The organism is Ensifer sp. ENS07 (assembly GCF_014852185.1).
Lineage (GTDB): Bacteria > Pseudomonadota > Alphaproteobacteria > Rhizobiales > Rhizobiaceae > Ensifer > Ensifer adhaerens.
This window is the reverse complement of sequence record NZ_JACVBE010000004.1, coordinates 184,722-197,024: the sequence shown is the minus strand read 5'-3', so window position 1 is coordinate 197,024 and position 12,303 is coordinate 184,722. Positions and strand designations below refer to the sequence as shown.

The following is a 12,303-nucleotide window of genomic DNA, read 5'->3' as shown; positions in this document are numbered from 1 at the left end:
ACCTGTGTCCTAAATATCTACGCGCGATCAGGCCGAGAGACCGCCGAACAGCGTCGGCATGTCCAGCGGGCGGAAGCCGTAATGGGTCATCCAGCGAACGTCGGCGTTGAAGAAGTCGCGCAGGTCCGGCATGCCGTATTTCAGCATGGCGATGCGATCGAGGCCCATGCCCCAGGCAAAGCCCTGGTACTCGTCCGGATCAAGCCCTCCGGAGCGCAGCACGTTCGGGTGCACCATGCCGCAGCCGAGGATCTCCATCCAGTCGGTGCCTTCGCCGAACTTCACGATCGGGCCGGAGCGGTCGCACTGGATGTCGACCTCGAAGGACGGCTCGGTGAAGGGGAAGAAGGACGGGCGGAAGCGCATCGTCACCTGGTCCACCTCGAAGAAGGCCTTGCAGAATTCTTCCAGCACCCAGCGCATATTGGCGACGTTGGCCGCCTTGTCGATGACCAGGCCTTCGACCTGATGGAACATCGGCGAGTGGGTCGCGTCCGAATCCTGGCGGTAGGTCTTGCCGGGAATGATGATGCGGATCGGCGGCTTCTGCGCTTCCATCGTGCGGATCTGCACCGGCGAGGTGTGCGTGCGCAGCACCTTGCGATCGCCGTTCTCATCCGGGTTGAAGAAGAACGTGTCGTGCATCTCGCGGGCCGGATGACCTTCGGGGAAGTTCAGCGCCGTGAAGTTGTAGTAGTCGGTCTCGATATCGGGACCTTCGGCGATCGAGAAGCCCATGTCGCCGAAGATCGCGGTGATCTCGTCGACGATCTGGCTGATCGGGTGGATGCGGCCGCGCTCGGCCGGCGAGGAGCGGACCGGCAGGCTGATATCGACGGTCTCGCGCGCCAGGCGCTCGGCAATCGCCTGGTCCTTCAGCGCCGACTTGCGGGCGGCAATCGCTTCGGCGACCGTGTTCTTCAGCGCGTTGATCTGCGCGCCGCGGGTCTGGCGCTCTTCCGGCGTCATGGTGCCGAGCGTCTTCAGGAGCTCGGAGATCGAGCCCTTCTTGCCGAGCGCGTTGACGCGCACCGCCTCGATCGATCCTTCGTCGCCGGCGGCGTCGATGTCCGCCAGGAGTGTCCGTTCCAGTGTTTCCAGTTCGCTCATTCTGTCCTGCCTCGATGCGGGAATGGGTTCGGTTCTATATCGGTTCTTGTCTTCAGGAATGTGATCGCGTTGCACCCGCCAGATAGTCCGTCGCAGCGATGAAACGGATGATATCGTTGCCCTTGCGGAAGCGCAGGACGAAGCGCGCCAGCGGCAGGAAGCGGATGAAGAGCGGCATGATTTCGGTGAGCGCCCGGCTGGCTTCCGCCGGCGCTGCGCGCCTCCAGGCGGCAAAGGCCGCGGCCGGGGTTTCCGGCTGCACGGCCCGGCTCGCCACCTGCAGGAACAGGAGCCAAAGGTCGCGCGCCTGGGCGGTCGCCAGCGGCATGACGCTCGCAGGCACCTCCTCGAAATCGAGGAAGCCGAATTCGCCGTTGTCGATGATGAAATCGCGCGGATGCGGACGTCCGTGGCAGAGACCTGCGCGGTGCAGGCGCCCGAGTTCCGCAGCGCAGCGCACCAGCAGCTGATCGTGCGCGGCGGCGTCGCTGTTGCGCAGCGGCCCCATATGCTTGCTGACCGGCAGACCAAGATGGGAGAGAACCAGCACCTTGGGCCCACGGTAGACGACCTCGGGCGTCATGAAACCGGCCGCGGAGAAGGTCGCGATCTGGCGAACTTCGCGCTCGATCATGCCCTCGACGTCGAGAAGCGGGGACGGCAACAGCACCGGAAGGCCACAGACCCGCGCGACGAAGGCTTGCGTGCGCAGCCAAAGACGAGGGCCCTGACGACGATAGCGCTTGATCCAGACCATACGATCCTTGAGCTCGCAGCGCTCAACGCGCTCCCGGCCGGCTGCAAGCGCTGCCAGCAGAGACGTCATATCGTCGTCATCAAGCTCCGGGACCGCGCATGGTCCCCTTCGATCGTGGTACACTTTCGTCCCGTAAAACAAGAAAAACCCGCGCCAGCCCTGCCAGCGCGGGTTTCCCAACTAATTTCAAAAACGATTTTGGGAAAACGCTGGCTTAACGAACAGCGCTTTCAAACTCGTTTGCCGTGCCGGCTTCCTTGAGATAGGCGAGCGCCTTCTTGGAAGCTTCGACGAGGGCGCCGAATGCTGCCGGCTCATGGATAGCCATGTCGGACAGAACCTTGCGGTCAACTTCGATGCCAGCCTTGTTCAGGCCGTCGATGAAGCGGCCGTAGGTCAGGCCGAATTCGCGGACGGCAGCGTTGATACGCTGGATCCAGAGAGCGCGGAAGTTGCGCTTGTTGACCTTGCGGTCGCGGTAAGCGAACTGCTTCGAACGGTCAACCGCTGCCTTGGCGGCGCGGATGGTGTTCTTGCGACGGCCATAGAAGCCCTTGGCTGCCTTGAGCGTCTTCTTGTGCTTGGCGTGAGCGGTTACGCCGCGTTTTACACGTGCCATGTCATGATCTCCTTAACGTGTCCAATATGCCTGAAAGTCTTAGAGACCGTTGGGCAGGTAGTTCTTGATGACCTTCTTGCCATCAGGCTCCGCGAGAACCATGGTTCCACGTGCGTCGCGGATGAACTTGTTGGAACGCTTGATCATGCCGTGGCGCTTGCCAGCAGCTGCTGCACGAACCTTGCCGGTCGCGGTGATCTTGAACCGCTTCTTGGCAGACGATTTCGTCTTCATCTTGGGCATTTTGCTACTCCATTGTTCTTAAGAATCGAAACGGACAGACGAGGTCCATTTCCAGCGTTAAGAACGGCCACGGCATGCCCTGCCGGACCGTTCGGACGGGGGCTTATAACCGCACATCCCGAAAAGCGCAACTGGGGAATCGAAAGAGCGGGCTGCAAGCGGCGATCCAGTGCCTTCGCCGCCTGCGCATGCCGCCTTTTTTTTGCGACGACGCATTGCGCCTCAGGTCGGATCGCGCGGACGCCGGCTGCCGCCGCCGACGTCGAAGATCAGCGCGACCTCGAGACCGCCCAGGGCCGACTGCCCGAGCGACATGGTCGCGCCATAGGCCTCCGCTATATCGGCGCTGATCGCCAGCCCCAGGCCATTGCCGGAGGCGTGGCCCGGCGCTGCATTGGCACTATGCCCCCCGCGGCGCATCGCCTGCTCGCGGTCGCCCTCGGCAACCCCCGGCCCATCGTCACCGACCGTGATCCGCACGCGCCCGTCGACCACCTCGGCCGATAGCCGGATCCGCGCCCGCGCCCATTTGGCGGCATTGTCGAGCAGATTGCCGAGACATTCGGCAAGGTCGGCCGGGTCGACGTCGAGTGAAATCGACGGATCGATGTCGACCTCCCAGACGACGTCGCGCTCCGCGGTCACGGGACGCAGGACGCTGACCAGCTTGTTGCCGAGATCGGCGAGTAAGGTCGTTGCCATGCGCTCGACGCCCATGCGGGCCGCCTGAAGCTGGCGGTCGGCGCGCTGGCGTACGAGGTCGACCTGTTCGAGCGCGATGTCGCGCTGGTGTTTCGGCAGGCCTTCGGCGAGTTGCGCCAGCACCGTCAGCGGCGTCTTCAGCCCGTGGGCGAGGTCGCTGGCGCGCGCCCGGGCCTGCGCCAGCGCCGTCGCGCGCTCCGCAAGCAGAAGATTGATTTCGCTGACGAGCGGCTGCACCTCACTTGGCCCGGCCAGGCCAAAATCCTTCTCCTCGCCGGACCGGACGCGGGCGGCTCGCTCCCGCAGCCGCACCAGTGGCAGAAGGCCGAGGGCACCCTGCAGGAATGCGGCGCCGGCAAGCACGACGGCCGTCGCCAGCAGCATCAGCCGGATACGGCCGTGAAAGGCGGAAAGAGCGTCATCGAGTTCGCTGCGCGCAAAGCCGGCAGTAACCGCGAACTGCCTGGCATCCGCGCCTTCGCCAAGCGTCAGGGCCTGGCGGTAGACAAGGATCGGCGCGCCATCCGGCCCCTCCGCTTCGAGGAAGCCCAGGTGGTGCGGCGCCGACGGGCGATCGGCATCGATTACCGTGTCCCACAGGGAGCGCGAACGCAGAGGAGTGCCGCCGTCGCGGTCGAGCTGCCAGTAGCGGCCGCCGGCCGGCAGGCTCAGGCGCGGATCGGCCGGCGCGCGCGGCAGCACCAATTCACCGTTGCGCACCCGCACCTGGGCGGCAACCGTATCGACGAGCGTTGCCATTTCGGCGCGGTAGCGCCCGGCAACGTAGTCGGTAAAAAGCCGGCTCAAGGAGAGCCAGACCACCAGCAGAACCAGGCAGATGGCGACCGATGCGCCGATTGCCAGCCTCAGCCGCAACGAGCGGATCATGCGCCACCGTCCGGCAGGACATAGCCAAATCCGCGCCGCGTTTCGATCGCACCGCTCTCCGTCTTTTTGCGCAGACGGGCAATCATCGCTTCCACCGCATTCTTGGCGGCATCGTCGTCGCGGCCCTGAACGTGGCTTGCCAGCTCGAGCGGCGTGACAACCTGCCCCTTGCGCTCCACGAACAGTGCAAGCATGCGGTATTCGAGCGGGCTGAGGTCGAGCGGCAGCCCGTCGAAGGTCACCCGGCGCCCCGCCTCGTCGAGGGTGAAGCGTCCGGCAGCACGCACCGACCCAACACGCGGACCGGCGCGCCGCAGAAGGGCGCGCAGCCGCGCCAGAAGCTCCTCGGCCCGAAAGGGTTTCGGCAGATAGTCGTCCGCCCCGGCATCGAAACCGTCGACGCGCTCCATCCAGGAGCCGCGCGCCGTCAGAACCAGAACCGGCGTCTCCAGCCCCGCCTGCCGCCAACGCTTCAGGATCGACAGCCCGTCCATGCCCGGCAGGCCGAGATCGAGGATGACCAGGGCGTAGTTACCGCTCTCCCCTTGCTCCCAGACATCCGGGCCATGGGTGAGCGTATCGACGCCGTAGCCTTCCGCCTCCAGCCGGCTTGCCACATGGGCCGCGATGTTGGGATCGTCCTCCGCCAGAAGAATCCGCATGTCGTTCCTCTAGAACCCGAAAATGTTCACGAACTTGCCGGTTCGAGCATTGATGCGCAGGTTGCGGATCGTGCCCTGCTCGTCGCGGGTGCGGAGCCGGTAAATCTCGCTGCCACCCGATCGCTTGAGATCGACCGCAATGACCTGGCCGTATCTGTCTTCGTCGACCAGCCGGAGAACCTCCTTCAGCGGCAGGATGTCGCCCTTTTCGACGCCGTCGCGCGCCCGCTCCTGATCGCTTCGACGGATACCGCCGGCACCATCCGGCCCTAGGTCTTCGTCGTCATCATCATCATCATCGTCTTCGTCTTCGTCATCATCGTCGTCATCGTCGTTGCCGTGCCCGCCGCCGCCATGCGAGCCACCGTCATCATCGTCGTCGTCATCCTTGGCGAGAGCCGCCATGCCGCCGGGCTGCGGCGCGAGCGAAAGCAGGAGCGAGCAGCAGAAGAGCGCGATCAGGTCTCGTCGTGTCATCGCCATGGCTTCATCCTGTCGCAACTGCTCCTCAGCGTCGGGTCCTTCCAAATGCGCTTGCGCAAGCATCCGCCAGGTGCTTCGTCTGCGGCGACGCCGCGGGCATCGTTCGGGGCGAGCCTATGCCAGCCTTGGCGAGAACGCCAGCGACGCGCATGCCCCCGGCGCCGTTTCGGGCACAGGGGGCATGCGCTTGCCGGGTCGGGCCGCCGGGCGGGCTGGTGACGGCCGACCATCGCTCCGGCGCATGGTGTGGGGCGAATGCGCCGGGCAAATTGTGACCTGATCAGAATGCCGGCCGGATGGAGACGCTGCCGACCGGTCCCGGATTGCGGCGGATATCGCTGTCGTGCGGCTCGACCGTCACGACGCGAACGCCATGTTCGTATTCCACCTCGACCTCGAGCACACGGCCGAGATTGTCGACGGCAACCAGCGAACCATTGCGCAGGCCCCGGAGATTTTCGTCGGTCACCCGCAGTTCAATCTCATGATCATCTCGGGCATCATCGAAGTCGTCGTCGATGTCGTCGAAGCGGTCATCATCATCATCATCGTCGTCGCGATGACCGGGGCCACGATCATCGTCATCGTCTCGATCGTTGTGACGACCGTCGTCCCGATCGTCGTCGCGGTCGTCATTGCCGCCACCACGACCGCCGTTATCGTCGCCGTCATCGTCATCGTCGGCGAGCGCCGTGGTCGAGAAGGGATTCGACGCTCCGGTGGCAACGAGGGAAGCGCCAATCGGCGCCGAAACGAGGCCGCAGACGGCGACCGTAGAAACGAGCAAGGCCTTGCGCAGTACTGAAGTCATGATCTCGGCTCCTTCTCCCGATGCGATGCGGAGAGAATGGCACGGGACGCCTGACAGCTCGCTGAGGGCGATTGTCAGCATTCTGTCAGCAAAGCCCGAAGGATCCCGCAAACGAAAAAAGCCGCCCGGAGGCGGCTTTCGTCATCTCGACGGATGGGCGGCACGCGCTTAGCGCGGCGCGAGAACCATCATCATCTGGCGGCCTTCGAGCTTCGGCTCGGCTTCCACCTTGGCAATCGCCTGGGTGTCGTCCTTGACCTGCAGCAGAAGCTTCATGCCGAGTTCCTGGTGGGCCATTTCGCGACCGCGGAACTTCAGCGTGACCTTGACCTTGTCGCCGTCCTCGAAGAACCGGTTCATCGCCCGCATCTTCACGTCATAATCGTGCGTGTCGATGTTGGGACGCATCTTGATTTCTTTGATTTCGACGATCTTCTGCTTCTTGCGCGCTTCGGCCGCCTTCTTCTGGTTGGCGAACTTCAGCTTGCCAAGATCGAGGATCTTGCACACCGGCGGTTCGGAGTTCGGCGCGATTTCCACCAGATCAAGACCGGCTTCCTCCGCCATACGGAGCGCCTGGTCGATCGGGACGGCGCCGATGTTCTGGCCTTCGGCGTCGATAAGCTGAACCCGGGGCACCCGGATTTCCTTGTTTGAGCGCGGCCCCTCCTTGACGGGGGCGTCCGCTTTGAACGGTCTGCGAATGGTCGTACTCTCCTCGAGCTATTTCGAAAAATGTTGTTTAATTCGTTCGCCGGCGCGATCCCAAACGAAGCGCCTGAATCTGTCACCGACGGCAATGTGTGAATTGCGACGGGAGAGTCAATAGCACGGCTTGCAAGGAAAATCACCACCTGTCGATAGCAAGACGAATCTGTTTTAGAAAGAAAATCGCCAGCGAAACGGGCCCTTGGAGAGAATTTGCATGCAGGATACGCCAGCCGAGACGGAAATCAGCTTCATCGAGGTCGGCGCAGCGGAGGCCGCGCGCAAGATCGCGATGCGCGTGCGGCACGCCGACAAACCGGCGGATGCGCAGCCGACGCTGGTCTGGCTCGGCGGCTACCGCTCGGACATGACCGGCACCAAGGCGGTCGAAGTCGAGCGCTATGCCATGGAACGGGGGGCTAGCTGCGTGCGCTTCGATTATTCCGGCCATGGCTCCTCCGGCGGCGCCTTCACCGACGGCACGATCTCGCGCTGGTTGGAAGAAAGCCTCGCCGTCATCGATCAGGCGGCACCGGGGCGCGTGGTGCTGATCGGTTCGTCGATGGGCGGCTGGATTGCCTTGCGGGTCATCCAGGAGCTCAGGCGCCGGGGCGACGGAAACCGGCTCGCCGGTCTCGTCCTGATCGCGCCGGCACCCGACTTTACCGCCGAACTGATCGAGCCCAACCTGACGGATGCCGAGCGGGCCTCGCTTTTAGAAAGCGGCTATTTCGAGGAGCCTTCCGAATACAGCCCCGAGCCGAACATCTTTACCCGCGCGCTCATCGAGGACGGCCGGGCCAACCGGGTGCTCGACAGCACGATCTCCACCGGCTGCCCGGTGCACATCCTGCAGGGCATGCGCGACCCCGATGTCCCCTACTCCCACGCCCTGCGGCTGATGGAGCACCTACCCGCCGACGACGTCGTCATGACGCTCATTCGCGACGGCGACCATCGCCTCTCGCGTGAAGAAGACATTGCTAAAATGAAACAGGCGATCGGCACGATGCTCGCCTGAGCCCATGCCGCAATAGCCCTTCCTTTTCGACGGAACCTCAAGGACAAAACCCGTCCCGTGCCGCAGATCCCCTGCGGCGCAACGGTTCGCGTGCACCCCGCTCCGGTTTTAACCATAAAGTCCGATGCCCCGATTCCGGAGATTGACTCCGCAGCCCCGACGTTATTAACTCTTTATTAACGATTAGAGCAGCGCCGGGGACGAACCTAAACAAGCTGCCTTCAACTCAGGATTGCGCGAATGCGTCCGGACAAAGAGCGTCCGGCATACCGCGCCGCAGGGGACTTGTATGGCGTCTTGGACTGGGGTTAAGGGAAGTATCGCGGCGTTCTGCGCACTTTTCATTTCAGCAAACACGGCAATCCCCGCACAGGCGGGATCGCCTCCCTGGATGCAGACCGGCTCCGCGACCTCGCAGCCGATCGGCCACTACGAATTCTGCCAGAAGTACAAGAGCGAGTGCAACGTACGCTCCAAGGGAACCGTCGCTGCGCGTGTGACCGAACGAGGCTGGGCAACGATCCGGCAGGTGAACGCGGCGGTCAACCGCGAGATCACGCCGATGACCGACCTGGAACTGCACGGCCGGGACGAAGTCTGGTCCTATCCGGACGGCGCCGGCGACTGCGAAGACTTCGTGCTCGAAAAGCGCAAGCGCCTGATGAGCAGGGGCTTCTCGGCAAGCGACCTGTTGATCACCGTGGTGCGCAAGCCTGACGGCGAAGGCCATGCGGTTCTGACCGTTCGCACCTCGCAGGGCGACTTCATCCTCGATAACCTCGAAAACGGCGTCAAGCTCTGGACCAACACGCCCTACCGCTACCTGAAGCGCCAGGCGTCGAACCACAGCGGCCGCTGGGTCACCATCCAGAACGGCGCGGAAGTCCTCGTTGGCTCGGTCGGCAACTGACCTCAAGACAACACGAAGAGTTTCAAAAAAGGGCCGGTCGAACCGGCCCTTTTTCGTATCTCCCGCTCGCCCGTCAGGCGTTGCCGATCAGGATGCCGGCCGCGAGCACCAGACCGCCGCCGAGCACCACCTGGAATGCGGCCCTGAGGAACGGCGTTTCCATGTAGCGGTTCTGGATGAAGGCGATCGCCCAAAGCTCGACGAAGACGATTACCGCTGCAGTCGCGGTCGCCGTCCAGAAATGCGGGATCAGATAGGGCAGCGCATGGCCGAGACCGCCGAGCGCGGTCATGATGCCGGAGGCAAGGCCGCGCTTGATCGGTGAGCCGCGACCGGAAAGCTTGCCGTCATCATGGGCGGCTTCGGTGAAGCCCATGGAGATGCCGGCGCCGACGGAGGCCGAGAGACCGACAAGGAAGGTCTGCCAGGTATCCTGGGTGGCAAACGCAGCGGCGAAGATCGGGGCCAGCGTCGAGACCGAGCCGTCCATCAGGCCGGCGAGACCGGGCTGAACGTAAGTGAGGATGAACTGGCGGCGCGCGGTCTGGTCCTCCTCGGCGCGCACGTCCTCAGGCGTATGCTCTTCGCCAAGCCGACGGGCGAGCGATTCATGCGACTTTTCGGCGATCGCGAGATCGCCGAGCAGTTTGCGGGTGGCGGCATCCTGGGTTCTGGTGGCGGCCTCGACATAGAAGCGGTGCGCCGCCTCCTCCATCGCTTCGGCCTCCTCGCGTGCCTTTTCGATCGGCATTTCGGCAATCAGCCAGTCAGGCTTGCGCTCGGGGAAGTCGCGCACATGTTCGCGCCGGATCAGCGGGATGCGGTTGCCGAAGCGCTGGACGTGCAGATCGATCAACCATTGCCTGTGGTGGCTTTCCTCCTCCGCCATCTCCTCGAACACTTTTGCCGAGTGGGGGTACTGCGCCCGAAGCGCATCCGCATATGCGAGATAGATGCGCCCGTCGTCCTCCTCGGAGGAGATGGCGAGCGCCAGGATTTCCTGTTCGCTGAGAGACAAAAACGGGCGTTTGGAACGGGAGAAGAGACGGGAAAACATTGGGAGGAAACCTTCTTTAGAATAATTCTAAAATAGAAATGCAGGATCGCACCGTCAAGCCCAAAGCTATGCAATCATGTAACAATCGCTCGACAGAGTGTCGCGGCTCGGCCACCATGCCCGCCAGTTTCGAATCCCTATCCCCTCCCCGGAGCGATCGCCTCGATGAGGACCATCTATCCACTTTCCGAAAGCAAGGACACGCTGCTCGATCGTGTCGGCGCCAGGCTCGCCGCCCGCCTGCAGGCGCAGACGTCGGGCTACGAGCCCTACACGCCATCCGATCAGGAAACGCTGGCGCGCACGCTGCGCCCGGGCGACATTCTCCTGATCGAAGGCAACCAGAAGGTTTCGGCAGCGATCAAGTATCTGACGCAATCGACCTGGTCGCATGCCGCCTTCTTTGCCGGTGACCAGATGCCGCTGACGCTCGATCAGGCGACACTACCCGTCATCGAGCGGCCGCAACTGATCGAGGTAAACATCGGCGAGGGCTGCGTTGCCGTGCCGTTGAAGAAATACGCCTCGTTCAACACCCGCATCTGCCGGCCTATCGCGCTGACGCCGGATGATCGCACAGCACTCGTCGGCTTCATGATCTCGAGGCTCGGGATGAAATACGACCTGAAGAACATTTTGGACATGCTGCGCTATTTCATGCCGACGCCGCCGGTTCCGGTGCGCTGGCGGCGGCGCCTGCTTGCCTTCGGTTCCGGCGACCCGACGCGCGCGATCTGCTCGACGCTGATTGCGGCCGCCTTCGAGCAGATCCGCTATCCGATCCTGCCCGAGGTTACCCGCGCGCCCGGACGGGCGTCCGCGACCTCGACCTATTCACGCGAGGAGATCCTGCATATCCGCCATCATTCGCTCTACACGCCCAGGGATTTCGACCTCTCGCCGTTCTTCGCGATCGTCAAGCCGACGCTGGAGTTCGGCTTCGACTACAAGCGATTACGCTGGCAAGGTGACGGAGAACACCCGTTCAAAGGTTGAGAGCGAGCGCCTGTTCGCGGGCCATGTAATCGCGCTGGCGGTCGGTGATGTAATCGCGAACGATCGGCGCCGCATCACGCGAGCGCGACAGCTGCATGTGGAAGACAAGCTGGCTGCCGGTGCGGAACATCATCTCGGCACTGATCAGATAGAACTCCCACATGCGGGCAAAGCGCTCGTCGTACAGGGCGATCACCTTGTCGCGGTTCGCGTCGAAGCGCGCGCCCCAATGGGCAAGCGTCGTCGCGTAGTGCACCCGCAGGAATTCGAGATCGCTGACCCAGAGGCTGTTGCGCTCGACGACCTCGAAGACCTCCGACAGTGCCGGCGAATAGGCGCCCGGGAAGATGTACTTGCGAAGCCACGAGCTCGCCATGCCGGGCGGGCTCATGTGGCCGATCGAATGCAGCACCGCCAGGCCGTCGTCCGGCATCAGCGCGTTCAGCTTCTTGAAGAACTCGTCATAGTGATGGACGCCGACATGTTCGAACATCCCGACCGAGACGATGCGGTCGAACGGCCCCTGCACATCGCGATAGTCCTTGAGCTCGAAGCGCACCCGGTCCGACAGGCCCGCCTTGCGCGCCCGTTCGGTGGCAAGCGCCTGCTGCTCCTTGGAAAGCGTGACGCCGAGCACCTGAACATCCGCCAGCTGCGCCAAGTACATCGCGAGATCGCCCCAGCCGCAGCCAATATCCAGCACCTTCATGCCGGGCTCCAGGCAAAGCTTGGAGGCAAGCAACCTCAGCTTGTTGCGCTGCGCCGTCTCGAGCGTCTCGTTGGGCTCGCGGAAGTAGGCGCAGGAGTAGAGCATGTTCTCGTCGAGGAACAGCTTGTAGAACTCGTTGCCGAGATCGTAGTGATGCGCGACGTTCTGCTGGGCCTTGCCCTTGGGGTTGGCCTGCTGACGCTTGCGGAAGCGCATTTTTACCGCGCGCAGCAACTTCTGGATCGGGTAGGAGCCGAGCGACAGGCGGTTGATCGAAAACAGCGTCAGGAAATCGCGGAGGGTGGAGCCCTCCTCGAAGCGCATGGTGCCGTCCATATAGGCTTCGCCGGCGGCCAGTTCGGCATTGAAGACGAGGCTGCGATAAAGCTTCTTGTCGGTGAGACGCATCGTCACTTCCGGTCCTGGCGTCCCGGAATAAACGTGCCTCTTGCCATCGGCATCGATCACCGTCAGGCGACCCTTGCGAATGAACGACTTCATCATATGCGACAATGGGAACATGCAGGCCCTCTCGTGACACGTCGTATCGGCGCCGCATCCTAGCACCCGTTTTTCGAAATGCGCCCCTTAAATTTCTGGTTGCTCATGCGGCCTGCCCGAAACGAA

General features: G+C 63.3%; 15 protein-coding genes. 4 read left to right on the top strand and 11 right to left on the bottom strand.

Features of this window, described 5'->3' with window-relative positions; all coding sequences use genetic code 11:
* Positions 1 to 27: 27 nt before the first annotated feature.
* The 8 genes from pheS to IB277_RS15835 form a co-directional block, all read right to left on the bottom strand.
* Entirely contained in the window at positions 28 to 1,110 is a 1,083-nt protein-coding gene (gene pheS, locus IB277_RS15870) for a phenylalanine--tRNA ligase subunit alpha (protein ID WP_029742442.1), read from the bottom strand.
* Positions 1,111 to 1,162: 52 nt separating this feature from the next.
* Positions 1,163 to 1,936, bottom strand: coding sequence for a hypothetical protein (locus IB277_RS15865; RefSeq protein ID WP_049810925.1), 774 nt, complete (start codon positions 1,934 to 1,936; stop codon positions 1,163 to 1,165).
* A 145-nt stretch (positions 1,937 to 2,081) separates the two neighbouring features.
* A complete protein-coding gene (rplT, locus tag IB277_RS15860; RefSeq protein ID WP_029742440.1) occupies positions 2,082 to 2,486 on the bottom strand; it encodes a 50S ribosomal protein L20 in 405 nt (134 codons plus the stop codon).
* 39 nt (positions 2,487 to 2,525) lie between these two features.
* Positions 2,526 to 2,729 (bottom strand): 50S ribosomal protein L35, encoded by a 204-nt coding sequence (gene rpmI, locus IB277_RS15855; RefSeq protein ID WP_025425550.1) that lies wholly within the window; start codon positions 2,727 to 2,729, stop codon positions 2,526 to 2,528.
* Positions 2,730 to 2,951: 222 nt separating this feature from the next.
* Positions 2,952 to 4,319 carry a sensor histidine kinase gene (locus tag IB277_RS15850; protein WP_060580596.1) on the bottom strand — a complete coding sequence of 456 codons (1,368 nt, stop codon included), beginning with the start codon at positions 4,317 to 4,319 and terminating at the stop codon, positions 2,952 to 2,954.
* Positions 4,316 to 4,981 (bottom strand): response regulator transcription factor, encoded by a 666-nt coding sequence (locus tag IB277_RS15845; RefSeq protein ID WP_029742438.1) that lies wholly within the window; start codon positions 4,979 to 4,981, stop codon positions 4,316 to 4,318. Before IB277_RS15845 ends, IB277_RS15850 begins: the two co-directional genes overlap by 4 nt.
* 9 nt (positions 4,982 to 4,990) lie before the next feature.
* Positions 4,991 to 5,464 (bottom strand): PepSY domain-containing protein, encoded by a 474-nt coding sequence (locus IB277_RS15840; RefSeq protein WP_060580595.1) that lies wholly within the window; start codon positions 5,462 to 5,464, stop codon positions 4,991 to 4,993.
* A gap of 280 nt (positions 5,465 to 5,744) precedes the next feature.
* Positions 5,745 to 5,933 carry a hypothetical protein gene (locus IB277_RS15835; protein WP_029742436.1) on the bottom strand — a complete coding sequence of 63 codons (189 nt, stop codon included), beginning with the start codon at positions 5,931 to 5,933 and terminating at the stop codon, positions 5,745 to 5,747.
* 15 nt (positions 5,934 to 5,948) lie between these two features.
* Between IB277_RS15835 and IB277_RS15830 the strand changes: the two genes are divergently transcribed.
* Complete coding sequence (locus tag IB277_RS15830; RefSeq protein ID WP_090296272.1) at positions 5,949 to 6,269, top strand: hypothetical protein; 321 nt, start codon at positions 5,949 to 5,951, stop codon at positions 6,267 to 6,269.
* Between the two features lie 174 nt (positions 6,270 to 6,443).
* Here the strand turns inward: IB277_RS15830 and infC are convergent, their stop codons facing one another.
* A complete protein-coding gene (gene infC / locus IB277_RS15825) occupies positions 6,444 to 6,980 on the bottom strand; it encodes a translation initiation factor IF-3 (protein ID WP_034804663.1) in 537 nt (178 codons plus the stop codon).
* A gap of 220 nt (positions 6,981 to 7,200) precedes the next feature.
* Here infC and IB277_RS15820 point away from each other — a divergent pair, with 220 nt between their 5' ends.
* Entirely contained in the window at positions 7,201 to 8,004 is an 804-nt protein-coding gene (locus IB277_RS15820) for a carboxylesterase (RefSeq protein WP_090296269.1), read from the top strand.
* A gap of 289 nt (positions 8,005 to 8,293) precedes the next feature.
* Positions 8,294 to 8,914, top strand: a complete 621-nt coding sequence (locus IB277_RS15815; RefSeq protein WP_029742432.1) for a transglutaminase-like cysteine peptidase — start codon at positions 8,294 to 8,296, stop codon at positions 8,912 to 8,914.
* 73 nt (positions 8,915 to 8,987) lie between these two features.
* Here IB277_RS15815 and mbfA read toward each other — a convergent pair whose 3' ends face one another.
* On the bottom strand, positions 8,988 to 9,971 hold the full coding sequence (mbfA, locus tag IB277_RS15810) for an iron exporter MbfA (protein ID WP_029742431.1): 984 nt from the start codon (positions 9,969 to 9,971) through the stop codon (positions 8,988 to 8,990).
* A gap of 165 nt (positions 9,972 to 10,136) precedes the next feature.
* Between mbfA and IB277_RS15805 the strand changes: the two genes are divergently transcribed.
* A complete protein-coding gene (locus IB277_RS15805) occupies positions 10,137 to 10,967 on the top strand; it encodes a lipo-like protein (protein WP_060519573.1) in 831 nt (276 codons plus the stop codon).
* Here the strand turns inward: IB277_RS15805 and IB277_RS15800 are convergent.
* Complete coding sequence (locus IB277_RS15800; RefSeq protein WP_029742429.1) at positions 10,957 to 12,198, bottom strand: cyclopropane-fatty-acyl-phospholipid synthase family protein; 1,242 nt, start codon at positions 12,196 to 12,198, stop codon at positions 10,957 to 10,959. The two genes, IB277_RS15805 and IB277_RS15800, sit on opposite strands and share 11 nt — an antisense overlap.
* Positions 12,199 to 12,303: the final 105 nt, after the last annotated feature.